16 protein-coding genes are annotated in these 19350 nt (G+C 45.1%); 14 read left to right on the top strand and 2 right to left on the bottom strand.

Annotated elements, in window-relative coordinates; translation table 11 throughout:
* Positions 1–2: 2 nt before the first annotated feature.
* The 10 genes from traW to ACHUFI_RS21335 all read left to right on the top strand — a co-directional run bounded on the left by traW (position 3) and on the right by ACHUFI_RS21335 (position 11151).
* Positions 3–677: a type-F conjugative transfer system protein TraW gene (gene traW, locus ACHUFI_RS21290; RefSeq protein WP_394252843.1), complete on the top strand. Its 675-nt coding sequence runs from the start codon at positions 3–5 to the stop codon at positions 675–677.
* Positions 678–706: 29 nt separating this feature from the next.
* A complete protein-coding gene (gene traU, locus ACHUFI_RS21295) occupies positions 707–1681 on the top strand; it encodes a conjugal transfer pilus assembly protein TraU (protein WP_394252888.1) in 975 nt (324 codons plus the stop codon).
* 13 nt (positions 1682–1694) lie between these two features.
* Positions 1695–1835 carry a hypothetical protein gene (locus ACHUFI_RS21300; RefSeq protein ID WP_394252845.1) on the top strand — a complete coding sequence of 47 codons (141 nt, stop codon included), beginning with the start codon at positions 1695–1697 and terminating at the stop codon, positions 1833–1835.
* Positions 1836–2359: 524 nt separating this feature from the next.
* Positions 2360–3064, top strand: coding sequence for a type-F conjugative transfer system pilin assembly protein TrbC (trbC, locus tag ACHUFI_RS21305; protein ID WP_394252847.1), 705 nt, complete (start codon positions 2360–2362; stop codon positions 3062–3064).
* Positions 3061–4806, top strand: a complete 1746-nt coding sequence (gene traN / locus ACHUFI_RS21310; protein ID WP_394252849.1) for a type-F conjugative transfer system mating-pair stabilization protein TraN — start codon at positions 3061–3063, stop codon at positions 4804–4806. Before trbC ends, traN begins: the two co-directional genes overlap by 4 nt.
* Before the next feature lie 19 nt (positions 4807–4825).
* Entirely contained in the window at positions 4826–5620 is a 795-nt protein-coding gene (gene traF, locus ACHUFI_RS21315; protein ID WP_394252851.1) for a type-F conjugative transfer system pilin assembly protein TraF, read from the top strand.
* Between the two features lie 30 nt (positions 5621–5650).
* The gene (gene trbB / locus ACHUFI_RS21320) at positions 5651–6064 is read left to right on the top strand and encodes a type-F conjugative transfer system pilin assembly thiol-disulfide isomerase TrbB (RefSeq protein ID WP_394252853.1); all 414 of its coding nucleotides are present in this window, start codon (positions 5651–5653) and stop codon (positions 6062–6064) included.
* 231 nt (positions 6065–6295) lie between these two features.
* The gene (locus ACHUFI_RS21325) at positions 6296–7705 is read left to right on the top strand and encodes a conjugal transfer protein TraH (RefSeq protein WP_394252855.1); all 1410 of its coding nucleotides are present in this window, start codon (positions 6296–6298) and stop codon (positions 7703–7705) included.
* Between the two features lie 3 nt (positions 7706–7708).
* Entirely contained in the window at positions 7709–10510 is a 2802-nt protein-coding gene (locus ACHUFI_RS21330) for a conjugal transfer protein TraG N-terminal domain-containing protein (protein WP_394252857.1), read from the top strand.
* Positions 10511–10596: 86 nt separating this feature from the next.
* Positions 10597–11151, top strand: coding sequence for a hypothetical protein (locus ACHUFI_RS21335; protein ID WP_394252859.1), 555 nt, complete (start codon positions 10597–10599; stop codon positions 11149–11151).
* A gap of 69 nt (positions 11152–11220) precedes the next feature.
* Here ACHUFI_RS21335 and ACHUFI_RS21340 read toward each other — a convergent pair whose 3' ends face one another.
* Positions 11221–11934, bottom strand: a complete 714-nt coding sequence (locus ACHUFI_RS21340) for a KilA-N domain-containing protein (protein WP_394252861.1) — start codon at positions 11932–11934, stop codon at positions 11221–11223.
* A gap of 1228 nt (positions 11935–13162) precedes the next feature.
* Here ACHUFI_RS21340 and ACHUFI_RS21345 point away from each other — a divergent pair.
* Positions 13163–14419: a hypothetical protein gene (locus ACHUFI_RS21345; RefSeq protein ID WP_394252863.1), complete on the top strand. Its 1257-nt coding sequence runs from the start codon at positions 13163–13165 to the stop codon at positions 14417–14419.
* A 651-nt stretch (positions 14420–15070) separates the two neighbouring features.
* Positions 15071–15367: a hypothetical protein gene (locus ACHUFI_RS21350; RefSeq protein ID WP_274877231.1), complete on the top strand. Its 297-nt coding sequence runs from the start codon at positions 15071–15073 to the stop codon at positions 15365–15367.
* Between the two features lie 55 nt (positions 15368–15422).
* On the opposite strand, the gene ACHUFI_RS21355 is transcribed toward ACHUFI_RS21350, so the two are convergent.
* Positions 15423–16958: an ATP-binding response regulator gene (locus ACHUFI_RS21355; protein WP_337834434.1), complete on the bottom strand. Its 1536-nt coding sequence runs from the start codon at positions 16956–16958 to the stop codon at positions 15423–15425.
* A 262-nt stretch (positions 16959–17220) separates the two neighbouring features.
* Here ACHUFI_RS21355 and ACHUFI_RS21360 point away from each other — a divergent pair, with 262 nt between their 5' ends.
* Entirely contained in the window at positions 17221–17880 is a 660-nt protein-coding gene (locus ACHUFI_RS21360; RefSeq protein ID WP_394252866.1) for a helix-turn-helix domain-containing protein, read from the top strand.
* 528 nt (positions 17881–18408) lie between these two features.
* Positions 18409–19236, top strand: coding sequence for an MBL fold metallo-hydrolase (locus ACHUFI_RS21365; protein WP_394252868.1), 828 nt, complete (start codon positions 18409–18411; stop codon positions 19234–19236).
* The last annotated feature ends 114 nt before the right edge of the window (positions 19237–19350 follow it).

The following is a 19350-nucleotide window of genomic DNA, read 5'->3' on the forward strand; positions in this document are numbered from 1 at the left end:
CCATGAAAAAAATGACGGCGCTCGCCCTATGGGGCGTGGCGCTCCTATTCCAGCCCGATGTTGGGGCGAAAGATTTAGGTCGAATTGGGGCGACCTTTCCCATTGGAGAAATCGATATGCTGGTCTGGATAGAGCAGCGTTTAAAGGGGTTTGAACAATCGGGCAAACTGGCGGATATGCAACAAGAGTTTATCGAAAAAGTCGCTGAGAGTGTTGAGACCCCGCCGCCGCTCTCACTCACCACCACCACCACCCCCGATACGTTTTTGGTTGATCCCAGTTTAACGCTGGCCAAGGACTTAACCGATGCCAAAGGTCAGGTCTTTGCGCAAGCAGGGACACGCATTAATCCCTTCGATACAACCACTTGGCCAGAGCACAGTCGTCCACCTCACCCATTTGAATACTCACAAGTATTGGTCTTCTTTGATGCCAGAGATGCGCAACAATTGGCCTTCGCTCAAACCTTTGAATCAACAAAGCCCATTAAGTGGATACTGACAGGAGGTCGCCCCAATCAAGCCTCAGAGCACCTCAACAGTCGCATTTACTTTGACCAACAAGGGGATTTATCCACAAAGATGCACATCAAAGCCGTGCCAAGCTTAGTTGAACAATCTGGTATTCACTGGAAAGTGACGGAGTTTGACGTCAGCAACGAGGTTTTCAAACCATGATACACAAAATCAGTCTCGTATTCGTAACGATGATGACGCTAGCCATTAGCCCTATTACGCGGGCCAGTGCCACGTGCTCTAGCCATTTTATCAACCCCATCAGTGACATTTGTTGGAGCTGCATGTTTCCGATGACCGTAGGCTCAGCACCTATCATTCCATCGAGCTACCCCGACACACGTAATCCCAGCATGCCGATATCCTATTGCCCTAAACCCCCGCCCATTTTTATGCAAATTGGCCTCAATATCGGCTATTGGGAGCCGTATGCTCTCACCGATGTCACGCGAGTGCCTTACTGCATGGTCAACATGGGGATGGAGCTAGGCGGCGCTAACATGCAACGAATAGGAGGACGCACAACCGCGAGAGAGTCTGGCAGCAGTGACGGCGGGTTTTATCATGCTCACTGGTACAAGTACCCTATCATTTACTGGCTCCAGTTAATGCAATCGACCGCCTGCATGGCCACCGATGCCTTTGACGTTGCCTACCTGACAGAGCTCGATCCCCTTTGGGATGACGATGAACTTTCTTTCATCTTAAACCCTGAAGCCATTTTATTTGGCAACCCCATCGCGCAACTCGCCTGTGTCCCCGAAGCCATTGCGACCACTACGAACTCAGTATTGCCTTTTGATGCTTTGTTTTGGTGTTTAGGCTCTCAAGGCAGCGCCTATCCGTTAACGGGCAATACCAACTACCGAGATACGCCAGTCCAAGCGGGCACACTCATCATGGAAAGGTTGAATTACAAACTGCACAGGCAAGGCATTGTCTGGGAAACGAGTGGTAAAAGTGGCGCAATTTGTTATCAATACCCAACGCCTATTTTACCCAAATCTCGTTACCGCTATCAGATGAGCGCCCCGCTCCCTGATGCAGGATGGTGCCACCCTTACACCACCACAACCGCAATATGGGAAATGGGACACGATAACCCCACCACTGGCGATAACTTTGGTTATGTCCAATGGCGTAAACGCAACTGTGTCTTTTTATAACAAGGAATATCTCATGACGTTACCAAGCTCGATAAAAGCACTCTTAAAAGCGTTAGTGTTTACCGTGATCATTTTAGCGTTGGTCGCCGCTGGCCAAGCGGCACAGTACATCACTTCATCAAAAGAGCTTCGCTTTGCGGCAATCACTCACTGAAAGCTCACACACCCTGAGCAAAGCGAACTGGTAGAGAAATAGGGTTCCGTCTGCCTCAACGGAAACCCCCAAGAATTTAAAGAACTCAACACCCCATCCGTATCTATGACTGTGGAAAAGCCATTAGTGCTCATGATCTTATGCAAGAAATGCAGTGCATCGATAGCCAATTAAGCACGCTAGCCTGGCCATTATCTCTTATTGAATAACGCTCGCTTTTGGCTGCAATAACGAGCGAAGCGCTTGTTGAGACAAAAGGAGTACCACGTTCAGCGTGGACCACATCACTGATACTGTTCCCGAACAAGTCCGAAACCCCCTCCTTCGACATAAATTTGGCCTACTGAAACTTCAGCACCCTGACGGCCATCAACTTGCTCGCTTCCCTCCCTCGCGCCAAGGTTGGACACCTTACGATTGATGGCAAGTGCATCAACAATTTCCCCCCTCAATGGGAAGACACAACGGTTCTTGCTTATTTAAGCGATATGCCTATAGGGGGAACGCAAATTTAAGGAAACCCCATGATATTCATTCGATCATGTTTCATCGGATCACTGACCCTGTTTTATAGTCATGTTGCTCTGGCGAACATCGGCTATACACAAGACGAGCTCAAAGCGCTCGCTAAGCTAGAACAACCAACCTCTTCGCAACAGCCCTCTCAACAAACCCTACCGGCCATTGAGACACAACAAGCCAGCCATCAATTTATTCACTATGCAAGACAACAAGCTCGGCAATGGCAGGAGAAACTTGACCCCAATTCGTTACAAGGCATGGTCGATATCCCCACACCAACAGAAAACCCAAATGCAGCCCCCACGGGTGTGATGGTGTTTGTCTCTCTGACCATGCCCGAAAGCAGCCTCAAAGCCTTATTGAAGCAAAGCGAGACTTGGCAAGTGCCTTTGGTTATTCGAGGGGTTTTACCTGACGGCTTTATGTCTACCGCCAATCACATTCAATCCCTGTTGCAAACAAACGAAAAGACACCCATCAACAGCGGGTTCGCCATCAGTCCAGAATGGTTTCAGACCTTCAACATTCAAGAAGTGCCCACGTTCGTTGCGGTAAAACCAGGACGCTGCTTACCCAAGCAGCCTTGCAGTGAAAGTGATCACGACATCGTCAAAGGCAACGTGTCTCTTCCAGACGCATTGGAGCACCTTGCGAAGGGGGAAAATCCTGATGTTGTTCGCCAAGTACTGCAAAGGAGAAAACAATGAAAGTCGTCATAGTCGTGTGTTTGTCGTGGTTGCTCACCGCTCATACCTTTGCCTCCAACCTCACTATTACAGAGCAAGAGAAACAGTATCAAGACAACTTGGGTTGGGCAAAAAGTGCTCAACAAGGTATTCCCAATAAAGCCAATGGCAATCTTAATATCGCGGATTATTGTGATGATGCAGAGTGTGTCAGCCAAGTGAATGATCCGCCACAAAAAGGGCTCAATGACAGCGCCATTAATAGCCAAAAAACCGCGAAATTCTATTCCAACGACACCGCTGGCGCCATGCAAGACAACTTTGATAAAGGCCGACCTAACGTAAAATCCGACCCCACTTACCAGTATGCACTATTGGGTCAGGAAAATGCGTCTGAAATTACCCATGGCATCTCTAATACCTATGTGGATTGCGAGAGTGGCTCCCAGTGCATCATCGAACACATTTCTAAGCAGTGTAATCGCCCAACGAACAACAACGTCCCTTGCACAAAAGTACCCGTGGCCACCGTTGTGACTGGCAATGTCAGCTACAGTTGCCCTGCGGGCTGGACAAGACAAGGGGTCAACTGTGTACGCACCATTGAGCAGTGCCGTTACGATGGTAACAATAGGGTGTCTCAAAGTGGCGGCAATAGTAACTGCGCTTCTCGAGTAACCAGCTATACATGGAATGGCCAACGCGTTCTTCCTAGCCAGGGCTATCGCATGGGAGCACTAAAAAGCGCTTCAAACTGGGGATCGTGTCAAGGAAGCAACTGGACAAAAAGGTACGAAATTTGCGGCCCTGTCCAACAGACCATCAAAGCCACATTACGCTGCTCAAATGGATTCACCCTCTCCGGTGGTAACTGCATCAAGAACACCATGATCTGGCGAACACAATGCACCCTAATGAACTCGTGCAAGATCACCAGTCAACAATGCATTGAAGGACGAGAAACTCGCATAATTAATGGCATTCCGACCACGCTCGATTGCTGGAAATACCAAGTTAACCACCAATGCGACCGACCGGACACCTGCTCAACTCTTGCTCGCGATTGTGAGACGATCTCAAGCCGTTGCAGTCTGATGCAAAATGGCGTGTGTGTTGAGCAAGAGCTTCAAAAGTCATGCCCTGAAAAAAAATGCAGCACCACCCATTTGCACTGTCTCGACACCACCTTTTGTCTCGATGGCGATTGTTATGACGGCACACCCACTCAATCTCAGGACTTTAACCGATCCGCGGCGGGACTGGCGGCTATCGCAGAAGCCGCAGAGGGATTAGGCGATCCACCTTTAATCTTTACCGGAAAAGGCATGCAGTGTACTGACAAAGCCTTTGGATTTGCCGACTGCTGCAAAGATGGGGGCTGGGGAACGGGGGTTGGTCTGGCTGAATGCAGTGAAGAAGAGAAAGCCCTCGGACAAGCCAAAGAGCAAGGTATCACGATTGCATTAGGGGAATATTGTGCCAGTAAAGTCTTAGGGGTTTGCACGCGCAAAAAGAAGAGTTATTGCGTCTACAACAGTAAGCTCGCTCGCATCGTTCAAGAGCAAGGCGTGAAAGGCCAGCTTGGCATCAGTCAGGGCTCTGCCGAATACCCGTTATGCAAGCCCATCACCCCTGAGCAGCTTCAGCAAATCAACTTCAAACACATCGACTTTTCTGATTTCTATGAGGATATGCACGAGAACACGAACCTTCCTTCCGCCACCGAAATCCAAGACCGCCTACAAAATGCGTATGGGCAATAGTCCATACGTAAAGGAAGCGATGATGAAATACCTACTTAAGACAAAATTAGCTTGGCTATTGACACTGTTTATCTGGGCGTTAAGTCCTGCCCAGATAAGTTCTGCCAACCCTACCACCCCGAAAGGCTGGAAATGGTATAACGAACCGAAAACCCACCCAGTGACACCAAAGCCTACGCCCACACCCCTGCCCTCAAATACGAAGACCACCGTAATGAGCGCCAGTGAGCAGATGCAGTGGTTTCATCAGACTTATGAGGAGGTAAAGGCTGACGCCACCCTTCACTCCGGTGATGAAGAGAAGTATCTCAAACTGATGCAGCTCAATCACTTCATTGGTGAGAAGACGGCCCAAACAGGCATGACGTTTAAAAAGCTGCTACTCAAATATCCAGAGTACTCTTACGTCAAAGATCGTCCTGTGGAGCAAGCCGCAAGAAGTCCCTATCACCAACAAGAGCGCCAAAAGAAGATCGATATGGTGGAGCAGATGAAAAACGAGGGTTGGGGCTTTTTCTTTGTTTATGAAGGGGACGATCCGCTCACTCAGAGTCTGGCTCCTTCAATGCAGCAATTTGCCGATACGTACAACATTGAACTGCTCGGCGTGAGTAACGACGGCGTGTTCATCGACAATATCCGTCAAAACCGCCTCAATAATGACAAAGTTGTCGTGCCATTTACCCCTGCCCTGATCTTGGTCAACCCAACCACCTCAGAGTTTAAGCCACTCGCTTACGGGTTTATTTCACAAAACGACTTATTGGGGCGCTTCTATAACGTCGCAACCAATTACCAATCCCCTGATTTTTAACCATCAACGACACACATAGGAAGAAAAACTATGCTCAAACGTGCACTCTTTTTCCTTTTATTCATAACCATTGCCTCGTCAAGTTATGCCGTCATGCAAGATCAGTATGCGATGGTCTTTTTCTATCGCAGTGACTGCCCTTACTGCCACAAGTTTGCCCCTAAGTTCAAAGCCTTTACTCAGCAAGCGCAGTTACAAACTTACGTCTTCTCACTCGATAACCGACCGATAGCACAATACCCCGTGCCTATTCCGGCCACACCCGAGATCAGTCAACGGTTCTTTGAGAACCCAAGAAACATCACGGTTCCAGCGACGTTTTTACTCAACGTCAACAGCCAAAAGTTTGTCAAAGTATCTGTTGGCGATGTGACTTACGACGAGCTAGAACAAAGCGTCAAGGGCATATTGAGTGATAAAGCCCTATTGGAGGCGATGCAGTGAACCAGTGACTTCGAGTAAAAAGCACTGAGTAAGATCATCGCGATAACAAGCAGCCATAACCAAGGGCACACAGTAAACCGATACCCAATGTCCGTCCCGACCTCTCTCATCCACTCCATTTTGCCCTGACGACTAACAGAAATATTGAACCTTAATTTATTACCTTATCAGTCTCATATGTGAAACGTGAACAAGGTTATTTGACGACCATTTCCATAAGGAAGTCGAAATATGAACGCCTATTTATCCACAGTAACTGTGGAAAAAACACTCAAACGATTGAAATATCTTCTCTTGTACTTGATGCTCACCTGTCAAGTCCAAGCCGCTGGCGTCAGTGGCTCACTGGATAGTTTTTTTAACGATTTGGGCTATCACACTAACGTGTCTAACCCAAACGCATACAAAGGCCAAGCCGCCAACTACTATAATGGCGGCTCTTTGTATGTACGTTCCCCAATGAAAAACGCTCAATTGGTCTCTGCGACCGTCCCATCCGTCAGTATGGGGTGTGGCGGTATCGATGCCTTTATGGGGGGATTCAGTCACATCAATTCAGACCAACTGGTTCAGTTTGGCCAAGCGGTCGTCTCGAATGCGGTGCCGTTTGCGGTCGATTTAGCGCTGCAAACCTGGGCGCCTCAAATCAAGCAAATCCGAGATAATCTACAAAACATTGCCGATAAGTGGCTCAATCAATCCATCAATTCATGTGAAACCGCGCAAGCGGCGGTCAGCGGTCTTGCTGGCGCGTTTGATAACCCTCAAACGAAAAAGCACATTTGCGCGACTATGGGTACGCACAACAACGCCTTCTCGGATTGGGTCGCCGCACAGCAAGAGTGTGGTGTCGGCGGTCAAGCGAATGCCCAATTGGCCAATGCGCGAAATAACGCAGCACTGGAAGACTTAACCCAGATCAATCACAACATCGTTTGGTCAGCCACGTTAAAAAACCGCTTTCTCTCCAGTGATACCGCGCTCGCGGAATTTCTGATGAGCTTATCGGGTACGTACATCTATGACGCCAATGGTAAGCCTCGTTATTACGCAAGCTTGCTGACCGACAACAATAACTTGGTTCAAGCGTTGCTTGAAGGTGGCGAAGTGTCTTATTACCGATGTGATAACACAGACCGCAAACAGTGTCTAAACCCAAGGCAAGCAACCTTAACGTTAGCCTCATCAAAAGGACTTCAAGAGCGCCTTCGAACCCTTTTGGAGCAGCTTTATACGGCGATTGCTAACGACAGCGCGTTAACAAGCACTCAACAGTCGTTTCTTGAGTACACCGAGACCCCAATACAAGCCATTTTCATCAGTGCGACACGTGCTAACCGTTATCCCAACTTTGCGGCTTATTCGCGACTCATTTCTATTGAATTACTCAACCGCTACTTAGCGAACATGCTGAACGTTGTGCAGAGCTCGCTGGCGAACACGCAAGTCAGCCATAAAGACATTGCACTTATTACTCGTGACATCGACAGAGCAAAACGCTTCACCGATGGGTTGGCCGACAAGGCCACCAAACAACTGCTTGAGCAAGAGCAGCTTATCCAAGCGCATAAAAGCAATGACCAAAAAGCCTGGCAAAAACTCAACGAACAACTCCAACAAAACTTAACTTTCGGAGAATAACCCATGACACTCGAATACTACGTTTATACCCAAGGCGCGACGCTGCAACGCGCCCTTAATGCCATCGCAGCCTTCTTTCAATCGGCCAGTTTTGCCTCCATGACCTCCATCGCCTTAATGATTGGGGCCATCATGACCATGGTGCTTTTCTTTACCACCCGCAACATCAAACACATTTTTGTTTGGGCGATTGTCTTTACTCTTGTTCCATCAATGCTGCTGCAACAAACCGCGCGCGTCCAAATCATCGATAAAACCGAACCAAGCGGCGTCTATTCGGTGGACAATGTGCCTTATCTTGTCGCCGTCCCCACTTGGTTTTTCAGCACCATGATGGTGGGTGTGACGGAAGCCGTTGAAACCATCTTTATGACCACCGACGATAAACGTTACGGTCGGACAGGCATGATGTTTGGCTCAGAGTTGTATCAGTTATCCAGACAAGCGGATTTAAGAGATATTGAAGTCCGTCGAACTTGGAATGACTTTTTCAAAAACTGCATCATTGGTGACATCGAAATCAATCGTAAATACACCTGGCAAGCCCTACTGAGCGCCCCTGATATTTTTGGTTTTCTAGATGGGCAATCGATGAGCCCTCTTCGCGGCGTCATGATAAACGGCATGAATCAGGACTTTAAAACCTGCCGTGAAATTTACCCGGACTTAAAAAGCCAATTCGGCGTCGCGTCTGCAGACGAGCTTGACCTGCTTGGTACGTATCTTCACGGCTCAAAAGCGGCAACCTACGCCCCTCACGTTCGCAATGCGCTGCAAAACAGTTATCAGGACTTTATTGGCATCAGCAATAACGCCGTGGACGTGCTTAGACAAAATATGACGATAAATGCGATGCGCCGCAGCATTCATATGCTCAACCCGAATGCCAGTGCTATGAACTATGCCTATACCTCCAACAAAATGCAGCAGACCTCGATGTGGGCAACACTTGGCATGCAAGCGCGTGAGTTCATTCCCATGATGCACACTATGCTGTTTTTCTTGTTCAGTTGCTTAAGTTTTCTGGTGGCCGCCGCCGCACTCATTCCCTCTCTGACAAAGATGGTGCTCACGAATTACATAAAGACCTTTGCTTACTTGGCTACTTGGCCTCCGCTGTTTGCTATCTTGAACGCCCTTATGCTCTGGTCATTAGAATCAACGTCAACCGCCACCGCTGACCCCATGAATGGCCTCTCCCTTTCGAACGCCAATGCCCTTGATGAGCTCCATACACGCTTTGGCTACATGGCAGGCTTTCTCATGATGACCATACCTGTCCTCGCGGGAAAAATCTTGCAAGGGGGCGTTGCAGCGGCGCAAGCCATGAACTACCAGTTAGCAGGAATGATTAACAGCACCAACGCCCGGGTCTCCGCGGCTAGCTCAACCGGTAATATGGACTTTGGTAATTTGCAGATGCAAAACCACAGTTTCAATAACACCAGTGCCAATAAGCTTGATGACAACGTACTAGTGAGAACGGGTATGGCCACGATTCAACAACAAGATGGCGCCTCAATTATTACCCTCAACAATGATGGAGGACGCAGACTCTATAACGCGCAAGAAGCTGAATCTAAACCGATTTGGCAAGCGCAAGCCTCGACCATGTTGCAAAACAGCGTCAGTGACCAATACACCAGTGCCCTAACGGCGCAAAAACAGAGTATGAACACCTTCACAGATAACTACTCAAACAGCATGCAGCAAAGCGACCGCTGGAATGATAACTGGTCACGCAGTCTCTCGTATGGGGATAGCCATAGTGCCTCTACCGAAGGTCAAATCAGTCAATCTTACACGACGATGGAATCGGCCATCGATAACATCTCACAAACGATGGGCTGGACACATGACCAAGCCAGAGCCTATGCCATTTCAGCCAATGCAGGCGTTAGCATAGGAACGCCCGGTCAAAGTGTGCTTGGCAGCGGTGCAAGTGCGGGCGTTCAGTGGAGCACCGACCAACGTGAGGCGTACAGCAACATGAGCGCTGAGCAGAAACAAGCACTTGAACAAGCGACGCAGCAATACAGTGAAGGCTCAACCTCAATGGAGCGAGCAGGTCGAACCATGGATACCAAAGATAACCGCAGCGCGGTGGAGCAATACGCCCATGACTTTGCGCTTAACCATCAACGTCTGCAAAGCAGCGCCGCCTCCGTCAGTGAATCGAATGCGGAAGTCGACAACTTACAAAACATTCAATCCCGCCTTGATACCAACTCGGTCAACTTTAGCGCCAGTGCGGTAACAGGTTTCCAAGCATACCTGGAGTCGGAGTTTGATGATAAAAGAGAAATCACGCGCCTCATGAACGCCACCAAGCCAGAGGATTTAATGGAAGTGAGTGAGCGATTCGATAAGTATTCTCGCAGTGATGCGTTTCAACATGCATTTGGGGTCTCGACCTCAAACAGTGACATCGAGGACTTAGGCAAGCTGTATCAACCCAACAACTTAAGCGAGACACCGACGCTATCCCCAGAGCAACAAACTGAAGTCAACAGCGGCGCAGCCAATGCCAAGAATAAAATCAACGAAGTCACAATCGATATGATCAATTACCCAGGCATTGACGAGCTGTATGACAATGATGTTTACCGTAACGTGAAAGGCAATGTGTTAGTGGCCGGAGGACACATGCAAAACGAAGCGGAGCAGCCTGTTACGCCCACGACTGACCCAAACTCGGATGTCGCCAAAACCGTCCAAGACCAACTTATTACGCCACCAAAGATGGATACGGACAGGCCCCCTCATACTGGCTATCAATTATACGATTCCAATTCTAAAAAATAGCGGATAATTGACACTGTTTATTTATACAGAGTGCAACCAGTGTTATTATACCCACTGAATGAAGGGATATTTACGGAGAACGGTTTATGAAAAAGACATTTGCGGCTCTATTAAGTGTGTTGCTCATCGCTCCCGTATGGGCACAGACTAGCACTTGGAGCAAAAGCCCAGAGCTTGACGCTCTGATTATTGAATTAAAACAGCACTATGCTTCTGATGACTTATTCGCTATCGACAAACGAAGCATGACTCAAGTCGATAACCTGTCCTTTTTTATTCAGTACATTGATAAACCTGATACGCCTGAGTACAAACTGCTTAAGGCGTATTTATGGGGGGTACAACAAACACACATTGATAGTAATTATCAGCAAATCCAAACTAATGTTGTACCTTGGTTCTGCCCGAAAGGTGGGCCCTTGCCTGCTTTCAGTCGTAATGCAGACAACCCTACTCAATTTATTGAGAACTTGATTTGGGAAACATTGGAAATAGATATACAACGCCGCCCAAATAACTTACCTAAGGGGAAAGGCATGTTTAAACCGATGTCAGGGCTTATCCGGTATGGCTTACAAATAAAGTACCCTTGTTACGATCAAGTCCCTCTAGCGCACCGAGTTGGGACCTGGGCTTACTAATCATTATACCAACAGCCCCTGCTTACTGCGTGACACTTGCTGTGTCACGCAGTGATTTCTTTCCGCGCTTCACAACACCTGACTCATCAAAGCGTTGTGGTTTCGGCTTAAAGCCATAACCTCATCGACTAGCTTATCAATCTGCTGCTGTTGCATCCGCATCCGGCCTTGAAGGGCTTGGTACTCTCGCTCGTCTACCAATGATAAGCCATGTTGTTTGGCTTGTTGTTTAATTTGCTGTAATTGAGGTGACTGAGTGCGCAGTGCGTTGGCTAAGTCCTGCTTTAATATTCTTTTTGCTAACGCATGCTCGAAGCCTTGCTCTTGTGCCCAAGCGTTGGAGTTGAAGACCGAGTTGTAATGGATGTGGATATTCTGCGTGTTGACGTTTTTGGCTTTAGCGAGTTCGTAGATGAGGTCGTTCAGTGATAAGTCAGATTGGGGAATTGGAGATGGTAGTGGCAGTGTTTGATTGGTACTTATGCTCTCAAAAGCACGAATCACCTTGAGGTGGAACTTGGGACTAATCCACATTGCGTATGAGTAGACCAGTTCTTTGCATACCCAGGTGCCTCGATTTGCTCCACCGCGCTGCGTTAATACTGTTCTAGGAATTCCTAGATCACCTTCAATTTCGTAGATGAGTGCTTTTGTTTGTTGGTTCTGCATAAAGAGAGCTGGTTGGTGCTTGGGTGCTCCGCCACTCGCTTTATGCAGGTCATTTAACGAGCACAAGTTATCAAGTAAACGAATGTCTTTGGAAAGGATTGTTAGATTAGCCATGATGGCCTCCGAGAGTAATTTGATTAAGTCACCACTCAGAGTTCCTACGCTTTGGGTGGTGAACTGAACAGGGGTAGGAATACCGCTCTCTCGGAACACGGCCAGCCGAAGCTGCCCTGCCCAGCCCACCATAATTCAGTTGCATTTTGCCTAATAGATAAGCAAAGCCACCATGTTTAGGTGTGCCAAAGCTGCACATAAAAAAACCAGCAAAAAGCTGGCGTCTATGCGCCGAGAGAAAACAAAACGGGTTCCTACGCCCGACACTGGATTTTGCCAGTGATTTAACGGGATTATGGGGGGTGTTAGAATGGGTGTCAATGTTCTATATCGTTGGTATTCGTTCAAGGCTATTGCTGGAGGCAGTGCAGCAAGGCCGGGAGCACCCTAAATCATTTCTGCCCCATTATGTGCTAGAGCTAAAGCTCATTCACAGTCTGTTAATATTGACTTGCCCTACTAGAAGTTATCCGAATGGAGGGACTACACGAATGGATTAGATATCATTATCAACTAAACTAGTTCATGAAACACGGGTTATGTTTTGCGAACTAACTATATTACGAGCCTTTTCTTTCGCATATCTTCCATACAGATTGATCGTACTGTTTAAGGCAGATATACCAAGCCCTGTCAGCTTGTACAGCATCTCGCCATAACGTAGGTTTTATCAACTAAGCGTTATAATTTCTTAGGCTTGATCATAGTGAGCGTAGCAGCTCAGTTCGTGATACCTTGATTTAGTTCCATCAAGTTACGCTACAAAGCTATATCGATTAACTAAATACTAAGTTTTTTGGATGATTCACACTCAAAACATAGTTTTTTTGCACCTTATGTCACTATTTTTAACAACTTTAATTGTATGATCAGGGCGGCAGCATAAGATTGCATCGCTGGACATTTCCAATATAAAAAAATTGAAAATATACTAAATGCGAGCCTACCGGCTGGCTTAATTTTTGGTTTGAGAGTCAACCAACCCAGTTACCTCAGCAGCCCGATGCGGATAACTCACGATGTTCATTCCATCTCGACATATGATATAGAAAAACTTTCCGACCTTGCGACTTTCAATTCAAGAAAAAATTGGTTTTGGAAAGGCGATTCGGGCCTGTTTTAATTTACCGATAAAAGATAAGTTCATGATTGGGCAGTTCAATACAAAACCGCAACTTACAATCAGTCACCATACTTTTTGGTTCAGTTGAAGGAAAAGCTTACAAATTTGAAGTTCCAGATTAATTCAACAGGGTATGAAACGATTCATGCTCGTGTGCGAGAAAATAACGATAGGAGTATAAAAATTCTCATGGGAAAAATCACAATTTTATTGTTGCTGTCCACTGTACTACTAGGTTGTTCATCAAATTCTGGCAGTACTAATAAAGAAGACTTTAAAGACATAGAAAAAATAACACTTGCAGAAACAACTTTAAATCTGGAAGAGAAAAATGAGCTGTTTTCTATAATTTTCGAAACGGTTCATGATTCATCTCCATTTGTGGCAAGCCCTCATCCACAGCGTCCTCGAGAGCGATCATCCCATAATTCGGGGAGCAGCATTGTTTACCGAGGGGGTACAAATATGGATTATGAATATGATTTCACTATCAACGAGGCTAATCAGGTCGTTCGTGAAATTATGAGTAGAGAATGGCATGGCCAGCAAGAGAGGGTCAGAGACTGTTTACTATGCTTGGATAATGGTTTTAATGAATATGTAGATGAGGTCCTGGCAGCGTCAGTGAAAGTTTATAACGAAGCCCTTACCCAGCCTAATTCATTAGTCCAACAAAAAAAAATCATGGAGGCAGAGTTAACGTCTGCACTTGAGCGCACAAATATCAATGTACATGCTTCATCAGTTTATCCAGCACAGCTAAATGAGAAAATCAAGAGCGGGCTTCGACTGACTATGGTTCCTGGTGAGCTCAAATACTCAAAGCGCGCAGGACTTGAGCTTGTTGACCCTTATATTAAGGTGTCCATTCAATTGCCACGTAGCTACCAACGAGTTCAAAACATTAAGTACGATTACTCACCTTCTCGCCTAACTGTCGGAGACGAATATCAAGTTGATGTTCAAGTTCAGTCAGCCGTGTACGACATGTTACCGTTTGTGTATAAAGCAAAAGATCAAAATATTCATGCAGTAATTGATGATGGTACTCTTAAAGTTACAAATAAAACTAACAACTTCATTAACATAGAGTCTTTTACTATTTATTGGGGTGAAAATGCTGATACGATCAAGGACTTGGAGTTGTCTATCCCTCCCCAATCAGCAAGTTCGAAAAGCCTCAGCAAGCAATTTGATGTTTACAAAAATCATTATAATTATAATTCAGACAGGTACGTTGATGTTGAAAGCTTAGGTTCTCGTTTCAATTTCGGTGTAGCGATATCATACTTCAATATTGACACAAATAAGCGGAATACATTATTCCAAAAAAGAGCTTACTCTCGCTCAGAACTCGATTAGTAAGTATAACCATGAAGGTTAATAGCCCACATTTACCTTTATCTAAGCAAATGTGTAGGTGTTCCTCTAAAGGATAAGATATGAGAACGAGTATCGCTAAATAGCATAAACGTATCATGAGAAAGGCGTCACGATGACGCCTTTTTTCATTCCCCCCCTCAACCTGCCCTAAAAACCGCTCAAAGTCCTCTCTTGTCACGATCTTCTCGCCATTCTCGGCAAGCACGACATTCAACGCAGCCACCGATTGAGGGAGGGACAAGTGAAGAGGTACGCGAAATAAAGTAATCTGCTCCAGCAATACTGGACAACTCACTAAGTCATTTTTCAATACGAAAAGTTATCTGTGTGAAGCTAAATTAGTACATGACCAAACACGGAAATGTCCAAAACCTTCACAGGTTGAATTTTTACCCGTGGCATTTTCTAGCTCGAAAATGCCCCAAGACGTGTTTAGAACGCATGAAACCATCATGAGATTTATTTGTGAAACAGGCTGTTTCACAAATCATTCTGAATCAAAAATGCCCCAAAACGTGTTTCACATAGATTACAACTCACTTTGATTGGCTAAATTTGACTTAGTTTTTCTCAAGCTAGTACAGTGTGTAAGCAGTTGAAATTTATATCTACCCAATAATTGAGGCAAGGATGGAAAGTTCTGATTGGATAGCGTTATTAGCAGTATTTATTGCATTGTGTTCAGCGTGGTTTGCCTACAAAACATGGAGAGAGTCCAAACGAGCAAACATCATTAATGAAATAGCAATCCATCAAAAAGATTATGAGCTCTTCGTTGAGCGTTATCGTGATGAGTTCACTAAGTACGATAACAATAAAGGCTTAGGGGATAGCTTCGCAGAAGCGTGTCGGAAAGCAGCGGCTGATTACCAGCAAGGCTACCGACATGCAGAGACAAAACTGAAGGAGCTCAGAGCCAAGCTTTGAAGAACGTTAATGCCCCAAAACTGTTTAGGGCAGATGCTCAAACGTACAGATCAAACTACGTAACCGTAAGCTCACAGATTGCAGCCACTAGTTGTTTGGATGAAAACGGTTTTTCCAAATAGGCATTCACACCCACTGCTTCACATTTGGGCCAAGCCTCGTGTTTGTTATCGGCCGATAAGACAATTATGGGCCGGTCATGATTAACGGAAGAAGCCCGGACTTGCTTCGTTAACTCTAGACCTCCTTGTATAGGCATATGTAAATCTGTAAGAATCACATCGACTTTCGTGTGTATCAATACATCCATAGCTTGCTGCGCACTCTTTACGGTGATTAACTCAACGGATGTCGGAGACAACATTGCCTTGAGTAAAACAAGGTTCATCGGTGTATCATCTACAGCGAGTATGGTTTTCTCCGCCAAGCTGTTTATTAAGCAAAGTATATCCGGCGATGAATGGCGTTTATTAGCCTCAGTTTTTGTCGCTAAGGAGGTTGGGATCACTATGGAGAACTTGGACCCCACCCCAAAACTTGACTGGACTTCAAGCTTACAACCCAATGTTTCGACGATTTCTTTTGAGATGCTCAGACCGAGCCCGGTGGAAGTTGCATCATCGTACTTTTCAGTGACATCTTTTGAGAAAAAAGGTTTGTAGATGGCTGAGAGGTCATCTATACCTTGCCCAGAGTCACACACATCAACCCGTACTCCTTGAACGTGTTTTTCCAACACAACTGATATCGAACCCATAGCAGTGAATTTGATGGCGTTAGAAATAAGATTAATCAGTACTTGAAACATTCGGGAGCGGTCAGATAAAAGGTAATATTGCGTTGAATCCAATCGATTGATGACATCAAACTTCAGTCCTTTTTGTTCTGCTCTGTGAGAGAACAAATCGTATGCATCGTTTAATAAGGTAACCAAGTCATACTCACTGGACTTAATGTTCAACGAGGTATGTTGTAAACGGCTCGCGTCGAGTATGTTATTCACCATGTTCAATAGGTGAAAACCAGCATCACTGATGATCTTCAGTTTGTCCTGAATATCATTGGCGTTAGGTTCGTTTTGCACGACTTCCAATAACCCAAGCATTGCATGGAGAGGGGCGCGTAATTCATGTGACATAGTCGAGAAAAATCGCTCTTTTGCTTTGGTAGCTAATAATGCATCAAACTCGGCGCTTTTTAGCGCAGTCATATCCGCGTGGGTGCCTGTGAAACGTAGCGCGTTTCCTTCACTGTCTCGCTCTACCACTCTGCCGCGATCCAATATATACACCCAGCTTCCATCAGCATGCCTCATTCGATGCATATTCTCATAGAACTCGGTTTTGCCTTCAAGATGAGCTTGGATGTCGGCAAGGCAGGAATCCATATCGTCTGGATGAACGCGGGAGGACCAGTCATCCAAAGTCATGGAGAGATCGCTCATTTTTAAACCCAACATGTTAGCCCAGTTGGAGTCAAACACGACTTGATTGGTCACAGGAGACCAATCCCACATACCAAGTCGAGTACTATCCAAAACCAATTTTAATCTCTCGGTGGTGTTTTCAGTATTAAGTACTATTTTTTTCATGCTGAACGCTAACCCTGTTTCCCCACTATCGCTTCATCTGAGTATAGTCAACAACGCCCTATAGCCAGTTTTGCCTTCTCCATATCTCGTCTGAAACGGTTTAGTTTGCTTGATCTTCAAATATAGTGAGTAGCTAGTGAGGTTGCGTAGATAAGCTAAAACGTTTCTGTCATCTTCGAGCTAGTTAATACCCCTTTATGCGTTAGACTTTTAATTTATGCATGCCTTGTGAACCTGAGTTTGTCGCCCTTATGGCACAACATTGGCGTTAAACTGTCGTAAATCAAATTATGAATTATTATATGCTGTTGTCTCAAAATTAGACGTTGGATATGTGATGAAGGTTAATACTAAAAAAATATTAAATGAACGTAAATTAAGAGCATGGAGTCAACAACATTTGGCTGATGTAAGTGCTTTAAGTTTAAGAACGATTCAAAGAGTTGAGAAACAAGGTACGGGCTCACCTGAAACAGTGAAAGCACTAGCGTCTTGTTTGGAATTAGATGTTGATGAACTGCTTGCCCGAGAAGAGGCTAGGACAAATTCATTCGAGATGAATATTAAAACGAAGCTGGCTGCAATGTGTTCTTCAATTATCGTCATTTTTGTCAGCGCTATAATGTTTTTTGTGCAACCCACTATGGCTTTGGATATTAGTGCGGACCAGATAGAAAGCTCTGATGAAAACAACTATCAACTATTTAGCGGCAATGTTGAAATATTTGTGCCAGAAGGGGTTGCTTTCGAAGTCGAATCTGATGAACTTTGGGGGACAAATACAGCTTCAGTTGTAACAGGGAGTGTAAAGGTAGTGCTAGACGAATCTACATTAATAGTAGGTGACGGTGTGATAATCAAAGTCGACAAAGGCATTAAAATTACCACTGATTACGCTGAACTTCGGCCTTTACCACTATGATAGAAAACTGCCAACAACGTTTATGACCTCAAGATACTTTTTCTAATCCAGGCTTAGTGAGTTAGAGTTATTACTCCAACTCGCTTTTGTCCAAAACCTTCACAGGTTGAATTTTTACCCGTGGCATTTTCTAGCTCGAAAATGCCCCAAGACGTGTTTAGAACGCATGAAACCATCATGAGATTTATTTGTGAAACAGGCTGTTTCACAATTTGTGCAACAGGCTGCTGCACAAATCATTCTGAATCAAAAATGCCCCAAAGTTTGTTTAGATAGCCCCAAAATTTCATAAGATTAATTTAGTCAACGGAGTCAATTCAATAACTCTCATTTCTAAAAAGAGTTGTATCCCTCTCCGAATGCTGTAGTTCTATCGCTAGGCCATAAAGTATATAGAATACCTTTTGTCTTGATTATGCAATAAATTGCTATCAAAATCGTAGCTCCCTTTTGGATTGAATCAGCGCTTAAGAAGTGTCTTGGTAAGTCAGAGCTCAAACTAAGCAGTAAGTGTTTGCAGGTGATTTTGTGAAAAAAATTATATTAGGTGTCCTTTTCAGTGCATCGGTTTTTGCTTCCTCAAGCAAAGACGTTCCAACAATGAATGATAAAAACGGTTATGTAGAACCGTTTCAGATGTTTGATAATGTTTATTATGTTGGGGACAAATGGGTTTCATCATATGCAATTGATACAGATAACGGACTGGTGATAATTGATACACTTGATTTCCCTTATTCTAAGTGGATTCCGATCAATCTTAAGAAGCTAGGGTTAGAAGATGAGCCAATAACGCACATATTAGTAACGCATGGGCATTCTGACCATGTTGGGGGCGCTCAGTTACTTCAGAAGATGTATGGTTCTAAAGTTGTAATGACTAAAAGTGCTCATGAGCTATCTATACAACAATCAAACAAAAGCAAAGATGAGAATAAGTTCCTTCCACCAACCTTAGACATAAAGATAAAAAGCGATACTTCTATGGTTATTGGTGGTCATGAGTTTAAGTTCTATCTCACACCTGGTCACACCGAAGGTGATTTTTCCCTAGATTTTACAGTCAAAGATAAAGGCGCTGAACATCGTGCTTTTATCGTTGGTGGCCATAGTGTAAGTGGAAACGATCCAAAAATGATTGAACAGTTCTTGAGTAGTATGGATAAAATTCGGAAGATTGCACTCCAGCCGCCTGTAGTGAGCGTTAACCTTTCGAACCACCCACATAAAAATTACCTATTTGAGAATAGGGAGAAACTAGGTGCAAATGGGAACCCATTTATTAGTGAGACAAACTTTTTCATGTTCCTTAAGCAACAAGAAAACTTAGCTAAGAATAAAATAAAAGGGTTATAACAGTTCTTCAGATAATGTGTAGCTTTCGCTGCTGGATTAAAAGTTTAGCGATACTCAAGATAATCCGTTAAATGCTAAATTAGCAAAGCCACTGAAAAGCTTCTGTCCAAAAAC

Source organism: Vibrio profundi, assembly GCF_043642225.1.
Lineage (GTDB): Bacteria > Pseudomonadota > Gammaproteobacteria > Enterobacterales > Vibrionaceae > Vibrio > Vibrio profundi_A.